Genomic DNA, 20135 nt, shown 5'->3' on the forward strand with positions numbered 1-20135 from the left:
ACCACCCTTGAAAGGTAGGACAGGCCATGTCTCCCATTCCCCGCAGGTCCCTCCTCAAGGCCGCCGCTGCCGCCGGAGCCGCCGCGCAGTTCAGCTGGGCGCTGGGGGCGAAAGACGCCCAGGCCGCGCCCAGAACCGCGGCGGCCGACGATCCGGTGACCCTCGACTGGCTGGAGGACGGCGGTCTCGGCGCCGCCCCCGGTTCGACGGTCGGTGTGCCGTGGCCGATGGGCACCTACCAGGAGGACCAGACCTTCGCGCTGACGGACGCCGGGGGAGCGGCCGTTCCCGTGCAGTCCTGGCCGATCGCCTACTGGCCCGACGGATCGCTCAAGTGGACCGCGCACGCGGTGAGTTCGGGCTCCGGCAAGCTCACGCTCACCGCCGGGGACACGGCCGCCCCCGACAAGAAGGTCACCGTCGACAAGAGCGGCGGCACCATCGACGTGTCGACCGGGGTCATCACCGCGAAGATCGGCAAGAACGGCTCCACCCTCATCAAGTCGGTCACCAGGGGCGGCACGGAGATCGCCAAGAACGGCCGGCTCGTCCTCATCCGCCAGCCGGAGATCGAGGACGAGGACCAGGGCGCGGTGAAGACCGAACGCTTCGACGGAGCGATCGGCGAGGTCACCGTCGAACAGGACGGCCCGGTGCGGGCGGTGGTCCGCATCGACGGCAAACACCGCAAGGGCGGCCGGAGTTGGCTGCCGTTCTCGATCCGCCTCTACTTCTACGCGGGCGCCGACTCCTTCCGCATGGTCCACACGATCACCTTCGATGGGACTGTGGAGCCGGGCAAGGCGAGCGGCGACTTCATCCGCGGCCTCGGCGTCCGCTTCACCGTGCCGATGCGGGACGCGGCCTACGACCGCCACATCCGCATAGGCGGCGAGGGAACAGGCCTGCTGCGCGAGGCAGTTCAGGGCATCACCGGGCTGCGCCGCGACCCGGGCGCGAGCGTCCAGGCCGCCCAGTACGCGGGCCGGAAGCTGGCCGATCCGTCCACCTGGGACCAACGCGTCACGACCCGCCTCCAGTACATCCCCAAGTGGGGCGACTACACCCTCTCCCAGCTCTCCGCCGACGGCTTCACCCTCCGCAAGCGCACCACGAAGGGCTACGGCTGGATCCCCGCCGGCGGTGGCGGGCACGCGTCCGGATTCGGGTACGTCGGCGGGGCGAGCGGCGGATTCTCCTTCGGGCTGCGGGACTTCTGGGAGAAGTTCCCCGCGCAGCTCGACATCCGCGACGCGCACACCGACGAGGCCGAGGTCACCCTCTGGCTCTGGTCGCCCGAGGCCCAGCCGATGGACCTGCGCTTCTACCACGACGGCATGGGCCAGGACACCTACGCCGAACAGCTCCAGGGCCTCGAAATCACCTACGAGGACTACGAGCCCGAGTTCGGCACCCCGTACGGCATCGCCCGCACCTCCGAACTCCTCTTCTGGGCCAACGAGTCGACACCCTCGGCGGATGTGCTGGCCCAACAGGTGGACGCCGTACGGGTGTTGCCCCAACTCGCCGCCCCGCCCGCGCAGTTGATCAAGTCCAAGGTCTTCGGCCCCGGCCTCTACTCCGAGCCCGACCGCTCCACCGCCGCCAAGGCGAAGATCGAGGACCACCTCGACTTCCTCTTCACCTACTACAAGGACCAGGTGGCGCAACGCCGTTGGTACGGCTTCTGGGACTACGGCGACTTCATGCACTCCTACGACACCGTGCGTCACCAGTGGCGGTACGACATCGGCGGCTACGCCTGGGACAACTCCGAGCTGTCGCCGGACATCTGGCTCTGGTTCGCGTACATCCGCTCGGGCCGCTCGGACATCTTCCGCTTCGCCGAGGCGCTCACCCGGCACACCGGCGAGGTCGACGTCTACCACCTCGGACAGTGGGCCGGCCTGGGCACCCGGCACGGCGTCCAGCACTACGCCGACAGCGCCAAGCAGCAGCGGATCGCCAACACCACCTACCGGCGCTACTACTACTTCCTCACCGCGGACGAACGCGTCGGCGACCTCATGGCCGCGAACGTCGACTCCGACGAGACGTTCCTCGTCCTCGACCCGATCCGCAAGATCCGCACCGCGCCGTACACGCCCGACCGGCACGCCCTGTCCATCGGATTCGGCACCGACTGGAGCGGGTTGGTGTCGGCCTGGCTGACCGAATGGGAGCGCAAGGGCCCCAAGTGGGAGAAGGCCAAGGCGCGCGTCCTGTCGACGATGGAGACAATCGCCGCCCAGCCCAACGGATTTGTGCAGGGCAGCGGCCTGTACGACCTCGACACCGGCAAGTTCGCCGTCGCCTCCGCGCCCGTGGTCTCCGTCTCGCACCTCTCGGCGGTCTTCGGTCTCAACGAGCTCTGCGCCGAGCTGATTTACCTCGTCGACATGCCCAAGTTCAAGGAGGTGTACATGGATTACTGCCGCTACTTCAACGCCTCCAAGACGGAACAGGCGGCACGCTACGGCTCCAACTTCGGCACCCTGCTGCTCTTCCAGGGGCATTCACGCCTCGACGCCTACGCCGCCGTACAGCTCGACGACGCGACGCTCGCCAAGCGGGCCTGGACGAAGTTCTACAGCTCGGACGGCTACATGGAGTCCTCGCCGTGGAAGACGGAGGCGCTGAACGGTCCCGTCACTCTCGTTCCCGGTAGCGAGGCCGCATGGGTGTCCTCGAACGACACCGCGCTGTACGGCCTCGCCGCCATCGAGAACCTGGCGTTGCTCGGCGACAAGATGCCCTAGCGCAGGGCTAGTTCATCCTCCCCAGGACCTCTCGCACCCGCCGGGCGTCCCGGATCCGCTGCTCGTAGGTCGCGCCGAGTGCGAGCAGCAGGAGTCCGGCGAGGGCGGGAGGCGCCCAGCGGGGGAGGGCACCGACGACCTGGGCGAGGTACGGGGCGAGTTCGTGCAGCGCGTCCAGCGCGAGGGTGGTGCCGCCGAGGACGAGGGGTGCTTGGAGGCGGTGGCGGGCGCCTAGCAGCGTGACGATCAACGCGGCCGTACCCAGCAGCAGCGGGCGCGTCCAGTGCGGGTCGGTCCAGGCCGCGAGGAGGCTCGGCGCGAGCGTGGCGGCGAGCCCGGGGCCGTAGGCCGTCCAGGACGTGGCGCTCGGGTCGCGGCGCCTGCGCAGGGCGCCGACGAACAGCGCGGGGACGGTCACCGGCAGTGTGTACGCCTCGGGGTCGTTGACGTTCCACGCGCCCAGCCGCACCCAACTGGCGAGGACGAAGAGGGCGGCGGCCGCGTAGCCCAGGTTCCTGCGTTCGGGCCGTGTCGCCGTGCCCGCCACGATCACTCCGGACAGGGCCAACACCAAGGCGAGCATGGGCAGTTCGGTCGTCGCGAGACCGATCGCCAGTACGCCCGCGACCGCGCCCGAGACCTCGACCACCACCGTCGTGACCGGATCGGTGAGACGCGCGGCGAGCAGCGCGGCCGTCACCGGTACGACGAGCACCAGCAACGCGGTGTGCTGGGGCTGCCAGTTGAGAGAGGCGCCCACCGCGCAGGCGAGAGCGGTGGCGTAGCCGAGGGAGAAGGCGGCGCAGACCGGTGCGAGGCGCCCGCGCCAGGCCGCGCCCGCCAACAGGGCGGTCAGCGAGGCGAGTACGGCGAGCGTGGCCGGTTCGGAGGCCAGCGAGAGGGTGGCCAGGCCGAGGGACGTGAGCAGGGCGAGGACCGTGGCGGTGCGGTGTGCGAGACAGAGCAGGGCCACGGCGATGAGTCCCTGTGCCAACAGGTCGATGGCGTACGGCAGTTGCAGCGCGGCCGGGACGATCGTCGCCGTCAGCCATGCCAGGGTGAGGGCGGCCGGCAGGGCCCGGGGCCGCCACGTGGTGCTGCGGACCGTGAGGGCCAGCACCGCGGCGACCGCCACGAGCACCAGGGGAGCGGCGGTCTGGCGTTCGGGCCACCCGATGTCCAGCGTCGCCGCGGCACGCGCGTCGACCGGCGCGCCGGACCAGACGCGGGACACCCACGAGATCGGGCCGAACACGGTGGTGACGACGACGGGCACCGTCCACAGCAGCGCGATCGCCTGTACGGCGGCGGAGGCTCCGCCGAGACCGCGGCGCACCGGCTCCGGCAGCGGGCTCCGTACGAGCGCCAACAGGCCGATTCCGCACGCCAGATAGCCCAGAACCGTCCAGTCGAAGGGCAGCGGCACGCGCAGCAGGCCACCGAGCGCGGCGACCACGAGCAGGCCGCCCGTCGCAGCCGTAACCGTCCGCAGCCTCGGGCCCGGGACGAGCCATGCGGCGCCGAACGCGCCCGCCGCCGCGAGGACCAGGAGCGCCGCCGCACGGGCGGCGGCGCCCGGGCCGGCCGCCGACAAGGAGATCAGGCCGGCCGCCAGCACGCCCCAGCCACCCATCGCGAACGCACCGCCGACGGCGACGGCACGCACCGCCTTCGGGGCGACCCGGAGCGCGATCATCATGTCGATCACGGCGGTCATCAGCACCGCCGCCGTGATCGTGTGCATGCCTCCACCGGCCGCGATCACCCAGAGAACCAAGGTGAGTTGGGCGACCACGAGCGCGGCGGGGAACGGGAGGACCAAGGTCGTGCCCGGCTCCGTACTAGTGGCGGGGCGGGTGACGGCCGGCCTCGGGAGCGCCGCCGTGCCGATGCCGTAGGCCGCCCACAGCGCGGCCAGGACCGTCGTCGCCGCTGCCGCGAAGGTCGCGCCGTCCGCGTCCGCGAACGCGACCTCGTGCAGCGCGTAGGTGTCCAGCACCGTCAGGACGAGACCGATGCCCGCGAACGACTCGGCCGTGGAACGCAGGCCCCGCCGCAGCAGGAGCACGGGCGCGCCGAGCGCCGCCAGGGTCACCGCGCCCAGCACCAGCGCCCGGCCCGCGATCCCCATGCTGCCCCAGCTGACCAGCGTGAACGCCGTCGCGGCGAGGGTGAGCAGGAGGCCGCCGAGCAGGAGCAGCAGGTTCTGCACGCCGGGTGCGGTGGCCTCGCGGCGGGGCGTGGCGGCGGGCCGCGGCGGCGGCACGGGCGCGGACCAGGCCGGCTGAAGCGCGGTCAGGAGCCAGGCCCGGCGGTGCAGCAACTGCGCACGGCGGGCGTCCAGTTGGTGCAGCTCGGCATCGAGGAGCTGCAACTCCACGGCCGGGGGCGGAATGTGCGTCATGACTCGGAGTGTGGTCCCCGTCACGCCGTACGACATGAGTACGGGTACTCAAACGGTCCTGGTTCGCGGGAGACGGGCCGCCCAGCGGGCAGACTCCCGCCATGGACTGGACCCACTACCGCTTCCGCGCCCGGTGGGAGCTGCCCGCCCCGCCCGCCGTCGTCTACCCGGCCCTGGAGCGGGCCGAGGAGTATCCGCGCTGGTGGCCGCAGGTGCGCGAGGTGAACCAGCTCGACGACACCACCGGCGTCATCCGCATCCGCGCGAGCCTGCCGTACACCCTGACCTTCACCGCGCGCGAAGTGCGGCGCGATCCGGCCGCCGGGGTGCTGGAGATCGCGATGACCGGCGACCTGGAGGGCTGGGCGCGCTGGACGCTCACGGCCGACGGCTCCGGCACGCTCGCCCGCTATGACCAGGAGGTCGACCTGAACCGGCCGTTGCTCAGGTGGTTCGCCGTACCCGGGCGGCCGGTGTTCCGGCTCAACCACGCGCTGATGATGCGGGCCGGACGGCGCGGGCTGCTCGCACACCTGGAAGCGGTTTGAAGGAAACCGGCGCGGGCCTGTATTGTTCAGTCCGTTCCCGGGCGATTAGCTCAGTGGGAGAGCGCTTCGTTCACACCGAAGAGGTCACTGGTTCGAACCCAGTATCGCCCACCACAAGAAGTTCATTGGAACCCGGTACCTTCCAGGGGCCGCCCACCAGGGCGGCCCCTGTTAGTTGCAGGCCAGCGCCCGTCCCCGGCTGGGGAGGGGCGCTTTGCCGTTTGGGGGCCAGTAGGACGGCCCGGAGGCTGGCCGTGGCCTCTTGCGGCCCCGTGGGGGCCTGGTGCTGGCCGTGGGCGGCGTGCAAGGCGTCGAACGGCTCCTTGAGCACGTGGTCCACGTGGACGTCGCCGTTCAAGTCCTCGTCGATGTACAGAGCCTCGAAGAGAGCTTGGTTCAGCCGGCGACGCTGTTGTTCATCGCAGCGTCGGTACAGCGCCTGCGGGTCTTGCAGAAGCTGCAAGCACGCCTCGATGATCTCGGCTGCGGTACCGACGTCTTCATCGACGTCGTGCAGCCGAGTCGTCAGGCGATCCCGTTGCTTGGTGATCTCTTGCAGTTTGGCCCTGATCTTTGCTTGGGGCAGGCTGCCGTCGGCAGCCAGGTCGATGAGGTTGTTCTCCTTGGTGTCGAGCGCACGAAGCTGCTTCGTGAGCTGGGCTTGGAGGAGCTTGGTCGTGGCCTGCTGCTCATCGACCATCGTGGTCAGCTCAGCGCGCATGGTTGTGACGAACTCTGCTGAGAAGCGCACCATGGCGTAGTGCTCCTCGACGGCTTCCTCGACCTGTTCGATCGGCACGAATGGCAGCTCACAGATGTGATCGAAGCGGCCATTGCAGAAGAAGTACCGGTAGACGGTGCCGTGCCGGTTGGTGGCGTGCTGGACGATCATGCGGCGACGCTCACCACGACGGCGGTAGCAAGAGCCACAGAACAGCGACCCCTTCAACTCGTGGTGATGCACACGTCGGTACTCGCGGGCGCTGTTGCGAGTGTCGGCAACCATCTGGACCTGGTCGAAGAGGTCTGGTGAGACCAGAGGCTTGTGACGACCTTTGTACTTCTTCCCCTCGTGGGTGATCCAGCCGCAGTAGTAGTCGTCGCGCAGGACGACGTAGAGGCGGTTGGTGGAGATGCCTCGCTCCCCGGGGTACCGGGCGTTGCGAGGCATGCGCAGCCCCCGGTCGTACAGTTCTTGTGCCACTTCGTCCACGGTGTACTCGCCCGTGGCGTACAGCTGGAACGCCAAGCGGATGAACGGACCGCGTATCGGGTCGATGACGACCGTGCGGACCTGGCGACCGTCAACAAGCTCGACGGTGTTCAGGTAACCCACGGGAGTGCGAGTGATGGTGCCGCCGTTCTTGGCCTTCTGCCCCATCTTGTACTTGATGTCTTCGGCGCTCTGGTTCGAGGAGTACTCGTTGATCACAGCAAGCATGCCGTGCAACATCCGGCCGGTTGGGGTGTCGTCGATGTTCTTCTCGACGGCAGAGATCAGCTTGACGCCGAGCTTCTCCAGGGTGGCAACCATGATCGCGTCGTCCAGCCGGTTCCGAGCGAAGCGGCTGAGCATGTAGACGATGACGTAGCGGACGTTGGGGTGTTCGCGCAGGTAGGCGATCATCTGCTGGAACTCGGGCCGCTGGTCGATCGTCGTTGCCGTCCGCCCGGGGTCGATGAACTCGGCCACTTTTACGGAACCGAGTTCCACCCCTCGCTCGTGGATTTTTTCGCGTTGTGCGGGTATTGAGATGCCTTCAGGGTTGTAGTCGGTGTTCACCTGACCTCTGGAGGAGACGCGGAGATACGCTACGTAGTCATCCCCGATGATGCGTCCTATGAGTATATTCTTTGTTGGCATGCTTCAAATTTCCCCTTTCTTGCTTTATTGGAATTCATTACCCTAATGGTAACTCCGTTATTGCTAGTTGCCGAGGGGTATTTTGGGCGGTTAGCCACTAGGGCTAGCCGTGCCTCCAAGGTCACTCGTAACGAATGCTGGAAACTCCGCAGCGGTTACGACATGGAAGAGGCCGCCGTTGGTGAGGTCGTGCAACTGTGGTTCGTTCGTCAATGCGGCACCTATAGCGTTCTTTCGCTTATCGTCAGGCACGACCCACACCACGTACGGAAATACTCCGTGCTCTTGCTGGTGGATGCCTGTACTCGCATATCGACGATATTGGAGCGCCTTCCGCACAATTGCCGGAGCGTGCTCGGTGGCATTGTCGGCCTCTATGAAGAGGTGATGTTCGTAGTCGCCCTGTGCCGTAATCGCGAACAGATCGGGCTTTAGCCATTGGCGAGCTCCGTGAGTCGACAGGAAAGTGCGCCAACACTCGGGCTCGGCCTCGATTCGCAGCAACTCAATCACGCCACGTCGAGCTAACTCATAGAGACGAATTGCCAAGTCGGCTGCGGCGAGAGTGTGAGCTATGAAATTTGGAGACGGTTCGCTGTAGCGGCGTCGTGCAGGATCGCCATGACGAGCACGCAGTAGTCGCTCGCCGCCCGCACCGAGCTGCCACACAATGCCGGAGCTGCCAGCACGTACGCCTCCAATTCGGCGCTGGAGACGTGTAATGAGGCGATGCGATTCCAGCCGGGTCAGGACACGGATGGTGGCGACGGCGGCAGCCATTTCGGTCGCATGGCTCTTGCCGCTGCCTGCCTCGTGTGGTTCGCTGGCAATCGGGAAGTGCAGGCGGCGAATAAGAATGGTAGTGAGTGCACGGTGCGTGCGCAGAGATTCAAGAATGGATAGATCACGCTCGGAGAGCGCTTCAAGTAGGCTAGCTATATCGTTGTACTTCATTTAGTTTCCTTCCTTTAGTTTTCCTTTTCGAAAAATCAAAATTGTGCCGCGCCACTGGCCGCCAAAGATGTAATAGACGCTGTAGAGGTTCCAGGATGATTGTTGCGTGAGGCACGACAACCCGGGAGCGCGAGTTAAAGCGCTGTGGGATCAGTCAGTCCCCTCCCGCACAGCAGCCGTGACCCTGGCTGACCTGTACGAACCTGCCGATGATCTCCGTCATGGATAGAGCAGCGAACAGAGGGGCGAGGAAACCACTGGCTCCTGATCCATGAAGTCCCGTACGCCTCATGGAGGCTCACGACGCATCGGTTTGGTTTCGGCGTTTACGGCCGAACTGCTGTGGGGCTTGGGTAGGTTGCTGAGATGGTTTGTCGGCGTCTACGACCGTGGTTGCCGAGCTGGATGGAACGGGTGCATAGTTGGCCCGAGCGGTTGCCCGGATAGCTGCGGGATCAGCAATGACTTCTGATGGCGGCAGCGTACGCACCAATCCCCAGCCAGATGGAGCGCCGTCGGCAACGAGGTTGGCGTAAGCATGGAAACGAGGAAGCGCCATGAAGTCCTCAGCCTCCAAATCTGGGGCGAGTTTGGCGGCGAGGTCGCGGGCATCATCAGCTTCGGTCGCAAAGGCAATCTTGCTCCGAGCGTTGATGTCTACGGCCGTTCGTAGTTCAGTCGGGAACTGACTGCGGAACTGAGCTGCCAGGAACCAGCCGACAGACAAGCTACGGGAGATCGCCAAAGCATCAGCGAGAGAAGTCGGCAGATGCACGAAGCGAGGAGCCTCGTCGACGTAGACAACTCCGGGGTGCTGTTGTGCTCCAGCTTCGCCCGCCCGTTCCTGGACGGCTTGCCAGACTTCGGCAATAACTAGACTGCCAAGCAAGCTCGCTACGCCAGGCCCGATCAGTCCCTCGTTCAGGGGGATGAGCACGACCTTGTTCTTCCGGAAGGTGTCTCGCAACCGGAAACGCCCCTGTCGCTGATCCAGCATCCGCACCACCGCCGGCCTAAGCAAGAACTGGCGCAGTTTGTTCATGGGTGCAGCCAAGACGGCAGCTTGGGCGGCGGGTCCTAGCTCATCCCACGAAGCCCAGAATTGGGCAAGCGCGAGGTCTCCTTGCACTCGGCCGACATACGAACGACGAAATGCTGGTTCGGCCAGCAATCGAGGCAAATCAGTCAAGGTAGCTGGTGCGTTCGGAGTACTGCCGCGGGCGAGGGTGCGCAGAGCAGAGGAAAAGATGTCTGCCGTACGGGGACCATAGCCGTCAGCGAACACTGCCGCGAAGACCGCCAAGATGCAGTCAGCTACGACGTCCGGATCACGGACCCCGATGTCCAGCGGATTGAAGCCCACCGGGCTTTCATCGGCGGCATTCAGTTCAACAATGTCGTCTACCCGATGCGACGGTACGCGGGCCAAGATGTCGTCGATGAGCTGTCGCTTCGGGTCGAGCACCACCACCGGTCGACCCGCTGCGATGTCGGCGCTGATCAGGTGAAGCAGAACGTTCGACTTGCCCGACCCCGATGGTCCGTAGGCGACGCCGTGGAACGTCTGATCCTGCGGAGAGATGCCCACTTGCCGGTTGTCGCCGGGAGCAGCGCTGCGAGCGAAGACCCGTTGTCCTTGATGCACCCGTGCCGCCACGCGAAGCGGCTTGGGGTGCAAGGACGGCAGACCAGGTAGCTCCTTGTCGCCAAGCGGCCATGCCAGCAGTCCAAGCAGCTCCGGCACCGACAGGCGCAGTGGCCAGAGCCACGGCGAGCGAGCGCGGTTCAAGTGGACCGCCGAGTCTCGTACCAGGCGCATGCGAGTACCCGGGCCCTGAGCAACCGTCAGACCTGACAACACGCCCAGGAGTAACGCGTCACGTCGCTGCCATGTAGGCGCTGCTGTGCCAACCCGGACCGTCGCCATGAAGCCCGGATGTTCGGCGCGTTTTCGCAGCCGAACACGGAGCTCCGTCGCGGCCGGCCTGGTCCCGGTCAGGAGAAGCGGTAGGAGGGGAAGACTGGGGTCGGCCACCTCGGCGGGTAGCACGCTGGGAAGAATGCGCGGACCGAGTACGACTTGCACGACAAGGGCTTCGTCGATGCCGAGCGGTACGGCCAGGGCCGACAGCACGGCCCGGGAGACGTGCTCCGGCGTATCCATGCTCAGCGGCAGGTACAAGGGACGGACTCGCAACCGGCCCGCCGACTGTACGAGGGGACGCTCAGGGGGAGTGTCGTCCAGCTGACAGCCAGGGAGGAAGTGTTCGAGCAACCGGCCCAGTCGAGCCACGTCCACGGGTCGTCCCCCGAGCAGATGGCGAACGTAGCCGCCTTCAGTCCGAACCTCCCATACAAGCCTCCCGACCTGACGATCAGCTGACAGCCGGCCCACCAGGGCGAGCGCCGTCTCAGGATCTAGAGGTCGTGGGAGGTGTAGCCGGACGAACTGAAGCCCCTGCGTGAAGACTCCAGTCATTCTGTCCCCCTCTCCTCTGGGGTCTCGTCCTCTTCTGGGCACTGACGCTCAGCCATCGTCATCGCGAGCAAGGCTTGTGCGAGCTTGCGGACGTCGGACGCTTCCCGCCGGATTCCGTTGACGGTGAACCGACGTTGGGGGCGGTTTCCCCGATCTTTTCGTGAGGACATAGATCACCTCCTCTCGCTGTCGGAGGTGTCGAATTGGTCGCTGGGCACCGGGTAGCCGGGAACACGAATGTCGGTATCGACTTCGTTACCCCAGACGAACCAGTCGCGGGTGCTGGGCGGTTTTCTGCGGGCAAACAGCTCCAAGTACGGGCCGTCAGATATGCGCTCTATGACGGCGTACTGCTCATCAGGCTTCTGAGAGTGCTCTTGCACCGGCGCGTTGATCCACGTCGGCTGCGACTTGAAGTGCACGGGAGCTTTGCCGCGTGTACCGAACAGCAGATGTTCGGTGCTGTTGCGCAGATAGGCTCCCAGGCCGAGGCGAAACTTCACCCAGGTGAGAATTGAGCGAGGGGTGAACCCCCACGCCTCGGCCACGTCGTAGCCGTCACGCAGACTGGCATTGGTCACCCATAGCCAAAGGTGCGCGTTGTCTTCGGCAAGGTCGGCTACCGGCATGTCCCGGATGCGTTTCAGGCTCATGAGTCGATAGTACTGTTCGGCCCCCTTAATGCCTTGTTGCTGGTGATCCCACGGGGGATCGGCCAGGATGGTGCGGAAGCGGGTAGGGGTCACCCGCGATGATGAAACATCAGTCACGTGCTTTGTTACCCTCCTTTCTAATGCGCTCCGACCGTTACTTCCGCCGGAGGCATGTATACATGTAGAACATCTTGCTGAGCTTGAAAATCGTTCATTCGCTTGAAGCTTCGAGCGAAGATTCAAGCGGACAAACGAGGGGCGCAAGGTGTTACAGGGCGGTTATGCGCAGCTGAGCGGGCGGCGAAATAGTTGTTGTGCTATCGACAGCGAATCGCACATCACCAGCGTCGCCGCTGGAAGATGATCGAGAAGACCAGCACCGACAGAATCCCCGTCACGATGAAAGGGATTAGAGGCCGAAGCAGGATATAGACCCAGTGGCCCACCAGGGCAATAGCCAGGATGAGAACCAGCGCACTCACGGCGCGCTGGTTCCACCCGCCGGGGGTGGTGTTCATCCCCGGTACTCCTCGAAAGTGGTGCAGTTGCGAAACTCATCCAGGCTGAGCAGTGAGTTGCGTAGCTGCCGTTTGGCTTTTTCTTGTCGGTCTTCCTCGGCCAGCTCAAGTGCTACGAGAGCGTCGATCAGGCCCCAGCGAGCCGACGTAAGCCATGACCGCAGGAGCGTGACAGTTTCGCGGTTGTCACTCATTTCGCCGCACCATTCTTGTCGCCGTCGCCATTGAATTTCTTGCCGATGTGCTCGACTGCTGCGGCCGTCTTACGCTGGTCCCGGCTGTTCCAGAACTGGACAGCTCTGCCGACGTAATACACGACGACAAAGCCGACCAGTACCCAGAGATGCATTGCTAGCATCACATCCTTTCGATGATCTTCCACTTGACATTCCAACGCCAAAGGCAGAGGAACGGCGGAGCTGGCGGGATAGCCCACGCCAACATGAGTTCCATCACTGGTCATTACCGCCGCCGCCGGCGGCGCGACGAGCGATGCTTATGGTCGCCTCGAATTGCGGCGGCCTCGGCCTGCACTTTGGTGGTTGCGAACAACGTGCCGCATCTGGTCCAAGGTGTCGCCCCGCAGGCGTCGCCGGTTCAGGTCGTAACTCTGAGCCGACGACAGCAGATTGCTGATCGCTCTCCGGTTGAACCGTCGATTTTGCCGCCGACGCTCCATCCATTGCTTGAACTCGTACACCGGCCAACAGACGACTAGCGCGAGAGCCAGAGTCACGGCGATGGACGCGAACATGAGGAGCAACTGTTCTGCGCACTCGACCACGGCGCTCATCGGCCGAAGTTGCGGATATCCTGTGCGGTCTGCCGCCCGTATTCCTGCACGATCGGGATCAGCAGGGTGGCGAGGAACTGGTCGCCCGCAGCCAGTTGTACGGCGACTTGGGTGACGTCGGCTATGTCGCGCATGCCGTCTTCGGTGATGCGCTTCCGGAACATCGCCCGCAGCTCGGTGTAGTCGCTCTCACCCGCAAGACGGGCCAGGTCGAGGGTTCCACCTTCCTGGACTGCCCGCAGTTCGCGAGAACTGCGCTTAGACAGCTCTCCCCGGCTGCCACCTCGACCGAAGCCCCTTAGTTCGATCTCACTGCTACTGCCCATTGGGTCACTCCTTCTCAGTTGGAGGCACACCGAATGAGGCATGGTGGTCCCTAGGAACGTTCGCAGAGGAGGGATTACCAAGCTGGCTTCGGTGCGCCGTGGCTTGTGAGAAGAACGCTAAGCATGAGGTCGGCCAAGCGACGAATTGTGACTAGTGACAAGCGGAGAACCGCAGGTCAGAGTCACTAGTGACTAGTGGGAAAGCACTGCTCTGCCGGACAGACGGAGGTATCTCAGCCTTGGTCTGGAGTAGCTGGAGGCTCGACGACGGCAAGCTTGGCGAGGGCGAGATGCCCTAGGGCAACGTCGTGATAGAGACCGTTTTCGGCATAGGCATACGTAACGTAGAGGTCGTGGACGTCTTGAACATTAAGTCCAGTCCATTCGCGTAACTTAGCCTCATTTACCAGTGGGAGCACACGGAGCCCACGTCGGTTGAAATGTTCGCCGTCGCGTTCTTCGACGGACTCAGCGATGTGCGAATCAAGCAAATCTTCAGACCACTCGCGAACACGTGTGTCCGGGTCACCCATGCCACGGTGATAGAGTGCTAGGCCAGCATCGTGATCAGCTTTTGCTAAGTCGAATGCTGAATATCCACCTGCTTTTTGACGCATCTCCGGATCGGCGCTATCGGCGAAGGCGTCGAGAACCTCTTTGCCTCTAGCAGGGTCAACTCCGGAAATACTGTCGACGTAACCATTTATGTCATCTTCAAAAAGATCAACCACGCTGCGGGCGTCAGTTCGTAGTGCGCCTGGGTGGGTAATGAGCTGTGCAGCCGCTACGATTTCCCTGGGAGACAGGACCGAAAATCTCTCAACGGAGCTTCGCCAGTGATCGGAATGTTCTGGGAGTTCCCGGTCGTATGGTACTTGTTCAAAATTACTCATTGCGTTGTCGCCTTGTTTAACAAACAACATTTATAACACATTGGTAAAGTTTATGCAAGCATAAAAGGAGCACGGTACACTGCGGCAAACTGGCGGGTGTATATGGGGAGCGTGTGGTGAACGCCGAGAATTCGACGGCAGATGACCAGGCGGCGGTCTGGAAGGCTTTGCAGCTACTGAGCCAACAACTCGGCGTAGAACGCCCAGATCTTGTTAAGGAACTGCATGGTAAATTGAGCCCACTGCAGCGGTATTGGCAGCTCGATCTGTCACGCAGTTCTAATGAGGTACGTCAGGATGTTAGGGAAAAGCTAGAAGCGCACATTGCAACGTTTTCTGAACCGCGGCCAGCGCGACAGCAAGTTTGGGGTGAGCGACGCAAAAGGCAGTACGAGCAGGTTGTGCGGGCAAACTTTAATATCCATGACGACCCAAAACTGAGGGCGCAAACCCTTGAGGATCGCCGTTTGTGGCTTGCGAGTGACGAGCGGGCGTCTCTGAAAATCAAGGTGAGCACTGGAGATGCTGACTTCAAGCATGCTCTCGATCAAATCGCGGAACAGCTAGTTCCAAGCGCACACGCATCCGCTAACGCGGTGCCCGTGCCGCAGCCTGACCACGGAACGAGTGTTCCATCGGTGGGAAATCCCACTCCTGAGGCGACACACGTACGTCGACGGTTTGGCCGACAACATGCAGTGCTTTTTACGGCCACTGTACTGGTTGCCGCGCTAGTGGCGGGTGGCATTGTCTACGCCGAGTTGCGTTCTGGTGGTGACGCTTCTGCGTCCTCAAGTAAGGGTAGCAAGTACCTTGCGCTCACTGCTCCAGATGCCTACATCGCCGACGTGAACCTCGGCGAAAGTGCAGTCTTTCCTCCGAATGCAGTAGCTTCCGCTCCGTCTGGTCTGTTCACACAGACAAAAATGCCAGCCGAAATCTCGTCCGAAGTGCATTCGCTGCCCGCACATGAGATGAAGGCGGGTGGATATCTGCTCGGTGGTGCAGCCCTATCCGTGGATGTGCGTACCGTCGGTCAGGTACAGGCTACTATCCACGATGTTCGCGTCGTCAATCTGAAACGTCTACCGGTCTTCACTGGCAAAGCGTTCATTATTCAGGGGCAAGGCGGTGGAAACGAAGATATAACCTATGACCTTGATAAACCCAGCCCGATCGGGGTCACCCCGCAGACAGGGAAGGCTTGGCAAGCAACGCGGCACTCTGACGTTACAGCGCAAAAGAAGGACAGCTTCGAGCTACTATTTGCGACGAATCTGTACGCCTATACGTTCAACGTGGCGTTCGATTATGTGGTCAATGGCAAGAGTTATACGCAAATGCTCAACGGTCAGGATGGTAAGCCGCTCCTCATGCGAGTGAGCGCTGACTTGTGCCCCACGAATCGCAACCAGGTATCGGCTGCGGGACGAGCTAAACTCAGCGCCTTGCACTACACCAGCATCAACTCGAACGTGTTGACGGATCTCTATTCCGTCGCACCGGTTGATCCGAAGCTGTACGGCCCGGACGGTATCGCGTGCCAGTCCGCACCAAATAACAAGGTCGGGCAGGGCTCATAGCGGGGTCGGACATTACGCACCTACATCGTCCGAACATGCTTCGTGCAACTCTGCCCGAGCATCAAGACACACCGCCTCACAGAACACCAGGCGTGCGATCGGGTGCGTACTGACGTGGTCGAGCGACGGCACGATGAGGTGTTGCACGCCACCCTCCACGAGCCAGTCACCAAGTCCTCCAACGCGAAGAACCCTGTGACGCTCAGGGTAGATCTGCCGCAAGTTGAGATTGTGTGCCTCGGCGTACTCCTTCAACTGCTTCTCCAGTAGCGCCACTTCTTCGCGAGAGGCATCGTGGACACGCAGGTAGCCGTACGCGGGTTCTAACCCGGAAGCGGGCATGGGTGAACTCCCGCAGGTGAACGGGATTTGCGAGACGTGCGACCCTTAGCCCGAAACGGTCGCCATGGGCTTGTTACTAGAAGCGCTAGTCGAGTGCGAGGACGCACCAGACAACTTTTCCGCCCGTGGGCGGGAAGTAATATCCCCACTCCTTCGAGACGGTTTCCACGATGAACAACCCTCGGCCGCTTTCAGCGGCCAGTGCCGGTACCGCCTGTCGCTGCGGCGGCCGATTGCCTGGGTCGGCAACCTCGACGACCAGGTGAGTGCCGCGGTGCCGAAGGATCAACGCCAAGCGAACAGCCCCGGTGGCCGGCGCGGTCTTGACCACGTGTTGCACGGCGTTCGTCACCAACTCCGAGACGACCAGCGTGGTGGTCTCGACGTGGTTGTCCGGCACGCGCCAGGCGCTGAGCACGTCACGTCCATGTCGTCTCGCCCAGCGCACCGCATCTGCCTGAGCGGCCAGCTCCAGTCGGCTGACGAAGTGTTCCGGGGGCATATCGGCACTCCCTTGCGGTTGCTTGCTGCTGTGCCATGTACCGCTAGGAGCTTGGGGGTTGGGCAAACGGGGACGTCATGGCGCTACCGCATAGGCGGGTATGTATGGGGCGCATAGACAGGCCCCGCAGGGTGGCCTAAAGTCCGTAGGCTTGGCACCGGCAATACCGGCAAGGCCCTTACGGAGAGCGGTACATGGCACAGCAGCAAGCTCGAAACTGCGCCTGTGGAACGCGGCTCGCTCGTGACAACCACGGCGATCGGTGTGCGTCGTGCCAGCGCAAGGTCGCGGCTGCGGTTGTCGCCAATCCGCCCAGCGTCCCGCCGGAGTTCTGGCAACACCCCACCATGCGAGAAGCGCTCGCCAGTTGGCATATGGGACGCGTGTTCTACGCCTACCGGTCGAACCCGTGGCACGGCCGGGTGCTGTCACAAGAAGCGATGGCTGGTTGGCTCGACCTGAACCAGGCTCAGCTCAGCCGGATCGAAAGCGGCAAGCCGCCGCAGGATCTCGGCAAACTCATGAGATGGGCGCATAGCCTCAAGATTCCGGCAGACCTACTGTGGTTCAAGCTGCCCGTGCGTAGGGAGGCGGCGTCTACCGAGGCGACCCCTTCGGTGGTCCAGCCCGCAGCACTGACAACGGAGACCAAGCAGGCCGGCGGCTTGTTGCCGGTCGTGATTAACGGTCGTGCCGTACTTGTTCCTGTCGACGCCGAGACGATCGCGGCGAGCGGTTTGGGCAGCTTGGTTGGTTCCTCGGCGGATGCGTCCGCCCAAGCCACAGAGCGAGATCCCATGAACCCCTTCAATCGCCGCGAGTTCCTCAAGGGCGGCGTTGCTGCGGTAGCACTGCCCGGTCTCGGACTGGACGAACTGCAACATGTTGCCAGTGCCCTCGACGACGCGCACCGCTACTTCGACGGTCCGGTGGTCGACTACTTCCGCAGGGTCCTGGACAAAGCCAAGCGCGACGACGGCGCACTCGGCCCGAAGAAGACGCTGCCCGTCATGCTCGGCTTGCTTGGTGCGGTCGAGAGCCACGCTCGGGACGTGAAGCCGGAAGTGCGACGCGAGCTGCTTGCCGTCGGCGCAGACGGAGCCGAGTTCGCGGGGTGGCTGTACCGCGATATCCAGAAACCGCAAGCCGCCGTGTTCTGGTACGACCGTGCGATGGAGTGGGCCCAAGAAGCCGACAACGCCGCCATGCAGGGGTACGTCCTACTGAAGAAGTCACAGATGGCGTACGACGAGCGCGACGCACTGCGGATGCTGACCCTCGCCCAGGCGGCCGGAAGCGATCGGTGGCAGCTGCCGGCGCGAGTGCGAGCCGAGGTCACACAGCAAGAAGCGCTCGGCCGGGCCATGCTGGGCGATCCGCTAGACGTGGTGCGCAGTCAACTGGCAGACGCCGAAGCGTTGTTGACCAACGCGGCCGAGGACGCACCGGATGAACTCGGGGCGTACTTCACGGGGCCGACGCGTGTGCTGCGGGACGCCATTACCTACACCGAAGCCGGGAAGCCGAGCCTCGCCGTCGACCTGTTCAGCGACGTACTCAACGCCGGAACGCTATCCCGCCGCGACACGGGGTTCTTCAACGCCCGGCGTGCGGCGGCACTGGCGCTCAGCGGCGAACCGGACGAGGCCGCCAAGGTTGGCAAGGCGTCCGCAGCAGTGGCGCACGAGATGAAGTCGGAGCGCACCGTGCGTGTCCTCGGCGAAGTCCTGCTGACCCTCGATCGGTGGCGTGGCCGGCCCGCCGTCCGAGAATTCCGCGAGACGCTTACGGCGTAGCGGTGATCCAGTTCGCCACGGTACGAATGACAAACGCCTGGTACTTCTGGCTCTGGGGGTCGAGGTACTGCGGGTCGTCGTGGACGGCAAAGCCGTGCTGCGAACCTTCCACGGGTACGAGCTGCACGGGGGCCGTGAAGCGCGGAACGGCGTCTCGGGAGGATTCGAAGGGCACCAGCGTGTCAGCCGTGCCGTGCACGATGAGGGTCGGAGCCTGGACTTCGCCCAGTGCTTCGTGCGGCTTGAGCCAGAAGACCTCGTTCAGCATTGGGCGACCATGGCGGAGCGTTGGCGTGAACTGGATGGCACCGTGCTTGGTCAGCTCGGCCGCGGCCTCGTCATTGATGACGTCGTCCGTCCAGTACGACCGACTGTCGATCGTCCGCCGCTTGTAGTCGAGCTGGGGGTTGAACAGCACGAGGCGCGAGACCTCGTCGGAGCGCTTGGCTGCGTAGTAGGCACAGATGCCGCCGCCGAAGCTGGCACCGAGCAGGGTGACGTCGCTGGCCCTGGTTACTTCTCGTAGGTGGGCCAGCATGACGCGAATGTCATTGAGGATCATGGAGAGCGTCAGCTCTTCCTGACGTCCTTCGCTCTCGCCATGGGCGCGCAGGTCGAAGCGCAGGCTGGCAACACCGACTTCGCGGAGGTTAGTTGCAAGCCGAGTGAAGAAGCCCCCTTCTTCGCGGGTGACACCGCCGCCGTGCACCAGGAGCACGGCCTGAGCAGGTTCCTCCTGGGGACGTTCGAGGGTGCCCGCAAGTTGTAGACCGTCAAGGGTTCGAACGCTCACGCTGTCAGTCGCCATGTAGGCAAGCCTAAGGTGCAACGTAGGGTGCCGATAGGTAGAGATCAAGGCCCAAATCGCTTTGTAGCATGGTAAGTTCACCCCGACGGCGGACCGCCAGGGCCGCAGTCTTCCAGCTGCTTACAACTTTCAGAACAGCCTGCACTGAAATCCCATGTACGGCGTTAGCCGAAAGGGAGACTTGTAATGGTTCGTTCACCGAAAGGAAGTATCTCAGTTGGAATGGTTTCAGACCCTGGTAAATGCACTGCAAGGCTTCACCAGCAACAGTCTGTCCACGTTCTTGGCTCACGTACCGCTCGCGGTCGGGAGTGTTGGCGTTCTCTATCTGCTCCTTGTCTTTCCGTTCCTCCGGGTTGATGCTCGGGCGGACGTGTTGGAGCTGGTGAAGGTCTACGTCCAGTGGGCAAAGGTTGCGCGGGGGAGTAAGTAGTGTTCGGGCCTCCGGCATTGCGCCGGAGGCCCGATTTGTTTTATCTCCAAGAATGGCCGGTAGTGTCCGAGAGGTGGCTACAACTCTATGCGTGTCGCTGTGATGGTCACGTCAAAATATTCATAGTTCTCAATGAATGCGATTTTACGCACGCCGTCTTGAGTCTTGTCGAACGTCTCGTGCACGACCACGCCGTCACCGCTGGCTGGCTCTAAAGCAAACCGAAATCTTGCGGCCTCCGCTTCGCTAGCGGACTCACCTAAGACGAGCCGTCCACTAGCCCTCGCGCGAACAGTTGTACTGAGTGGTGGCTTAGCGGTTGATGATTTATGTGCTCCAGAGTTCATACATGATGTCTCCGTTTAGGTTGGTAGAAAAGACCATGCGATGGCGACAATCCATGCTGAAATAACAGAGGGTCATAACCACACGCAACCTGCCACCCTGAACCCCTCAAAAGCGGGGGGGTGCCTCTATGTC

17 protein-coding genes, 1 tRNA gene and 1 pseudogene are annotated in these 20135 nt (G+C 63.4%); 7 read left to right on the top strand and 12 right to left on the bottom strand.

Going from position 1 to position 20135, the window contains the following annotated elements:
* Positions 1-26: 26 nt before the first annotated feature.
* Positions 27-2759, top strand: a complete 2733-nt coding sequence (locus JHN45_RS38590) for a Tat pathway signal sequence domain protein (RefSeq protein WP_201054222.1) — start codon at positions 27-29, stop codon at positions 2757-2759.
* A gap of 7 nt (positions 2760-2766) precedes the next feature.
* Here JHN45_RS38590 and JHN45_RS38595 read toward each other — a convergent pair whose 3' ends face one another.
* Entirely contained in the window at positions 2767-5199 is a 2433-nt protein-coding gene (locus tag JHN45_RS38595) for an SCO7613 C-terminal domain-containing membrane protein (protein WP_201054223.1), read from the bottom strand.
* A gap of 65 nt (positions 5200-5264) precedes the next feature.
* On the opposite strand from JHN45_RS38595, the gene JHN45_RS38600 reads away from it, so the two are divergent.
* From JHN45_RS38600 to JHN45_RS38615, 4 genes are all read left to right on the top strand, one after another.
* A complete protein-coding gene (locus JHN45_RS38600) occupies positions 5265-5711 on the top strand; it encodes an SRPBCC family protein (RefSeq protein ID WP_200711368.1) in 447 nt (148 codons plus the stop codon).
* Positions 5712-5750: 39 nt separating this feature from the next.
* Positions 5751-5825, top strand: a tRNA-Val gene (locus tag JHN45_RS38605).
* A gap of 169 nt (positions 5826-5994) precedes the next feature.
* The gene (locus JHN45_RS38610; protein WP_201054224.1) at positions 5995-6453 is read left to right on the top strand and encodes a hypothetical protein; all 459 of its coding nucleotides are present in this window, start codon (positions 5995-5997) and stop codon (positions 6451-6453) included.
* Between the two features lie 18 nt (positions 6454-6471).
* Positions 6472-6744: a hypothetical protein gene (locus tag JHN45_RS38615; protein ID WP_201054225.1), complete on the top strand. Its 273-nt coding sequence runs from the start codon at positions 6472-6474 to the stop codon at positions 6742-6744.
* 21 nt (positions 6745-6765) lie between these two features.
* Here the strand turns inward: JHN45_RS38615 and JHN45_RS54835 are convergent.
* The 9 genes and pseudogenes from JHN45_RS54835 to JHN45_RS38660 form a co-directional block, all read right to left on the bottom strand.
* Positions 6766-7575 (bottom strand): annotated as a pseudogene (locus tag JHN45_RS54835) (recombinase family protein); the annotation flags it as partial.
* Between the two features lie 90 nt (positions 7576-7665).
* Positions 7666-8529 (bottom strand): replication-relaxation family protein, encoded by an 864-nt coding sequence (locus tag JHN45_RS38625; RefSeq protein WP_201054226.1) that lies wholly within the window; start codon positions 8527-8529, stop codon positions 7666-7668.
* 298 nt (positions 8530-8827) lie between these two features.
* The gene (locus JHN45_RS38630; protein ID WP_236584587.1) at positions 8828-10711 is read right to left on the bottom strand and encodes a type IV secretory system conjugative DNA transfer family protein; all 1884 of its coding nucleotides are present in this window, start codon (positions 10709-10711) and stop codon (positions 8828-8830) included.
* 470 nt (positions 10712-11181) lie between these two features.
* Positions 11182-11778 carry an MT-A70 family methyltransferase gene (locus JHN45_RS38635; protein ID WP_307783316.1) on the bottom strand — a complete coding sequence of 199 codons (597 nt, stop codon included), beginning with the start codon at positions 11776-11778 and terminating at the stop codon, positions 11182-11184.
* A gap of 221 nt (positions 11779-11999) precedes the next feature.
* Positions 12000-12179 carry a hypothetical protein gene (locus JHN45_RS38640; RefSeq protein WP_201054227.1) on the bottom strand — a complete coding sequence of 60 codons (180 nt, stop codon included), beginning with the start codon at positions 12177-12179 and terminating at the stop codon, positions 12000-12002.
* Positions 12176-12373, bottom strand: coding sequence for a hypothetical protein (locus JHN45_RS38645; protein WP_201054228.1), 198 nt, complete (start codon positions 12371-12373; stop codon positions 12176-12178). The genes JHN45_RS38640 and JHN45_RS38645 overlap by 4 nt, the downstream gene beginning before the upstream one ends.
* Positions 12370-12642: a hypothetical protein gene (locus tag JHN45_RS38650; protein ID WP_201054229.1), complete on the bottom strand. Its 273-nt coding sequence runs from the start codon at positions 12640-12642 to the stop codon at positions 12370-12372. The genes JHN45_RS38645 and JHN45_RS38650 overlap by 4 nt, the downstream gene beginning before the upstream one ends.
* 326 nt (positions 12643-12968) lie before the next feature.
* Positions 12969-13298 carry a hypothetical protein gene (locus JHN45_RS38655; protein WP_201054230.1) on the bottom strand — a complete coding sequence of 110 codons (330 nt, stop codon included), beginning with the start codon at positions 13296-13298 and terminating at the stop codon, positions 12969-12971.
* Positions 13299-13531: 233 nt separating this feature from the next.
* The gene (locus tag JHN45_RS38660; protein WP_201054231.1) at positions 13532-14221 is read right to left on the bottom strand and encodes a hypothetical protein; all 690 of its coding nucleotides are present in this window, start codon (positions 14219-14221) and stop codon (positions 13532-13534) included.
* An 86-nt stretch (positions 14222-14307) separates the two neighbouring features.
* On the opposite strand from JHN45_RS38660, the gene JHN45_RS38665 reads away from it, so the two are divergent.
* Positions 14308-15774 (top strand): hypothetical protein, encoded by a 1467-nt coding sequence (locus JHN45_RS38665; protein ID WP_201054232.1) that lies wholly within the window; start codon positions 14308-14310, stop codon positions 15772-15774.
* Between the two features lie 427 nt (positions 15775-16201).
* On the opposite strand, the gene JHN45_RS38670 is transcribed toward JHN45_RS38665, so the two are convergent.
* Entirely contained in the window at positions 16202-16618 is a 417-nt protein-coding gene (locus tag JHN45_RS38670; protein WP_201054233.1) for an ATP-binding protein, read from the bottom strand.
* Between the two features lie 194 nt (positions 16619-16812).
* On the opposite strand from JHN45_RS38670, the gene JHN45_RS38675 reads away from it, so the two are divergent.
* On the top strand, positions 16813-18414 hold the full coding sequence (locus JHN45_RS38675; RefSeq protein ID WP_236584588.1) for a helix-turn-helix transcriptional regulator: 1602 nt from the start codon (positions 16813-16815) through the stop codon (positions 18412-18414).
* Here the strand turns inward: JHN45_RS38675 and JHN45_RS38680 are convergent.
* Complete coding sequence (locus tag JHN45_RS38680) at positions 18404-19222, bottom strand: alpha/beta hydrolase (protein ID WP_201054234.1); 819 nt, start codon at positions 19220-19222, stop codon at positions 18404-18406. The genes JHN45_RS38675 and JHN45_RS38680 overlap by 11 nt on opposite strands.
* Between the last annotated feature and the right edge of the window lie 913 nt (positions 19223-20135).

The organism is Streptomyces sp. MBT53 (genome assembly GCF_016654115.1).
Lineage (GTDB): Bacteria > Actinomycetota > Actinomycetes > Streptomycetales > Streptomycetaceae > Streptomyces.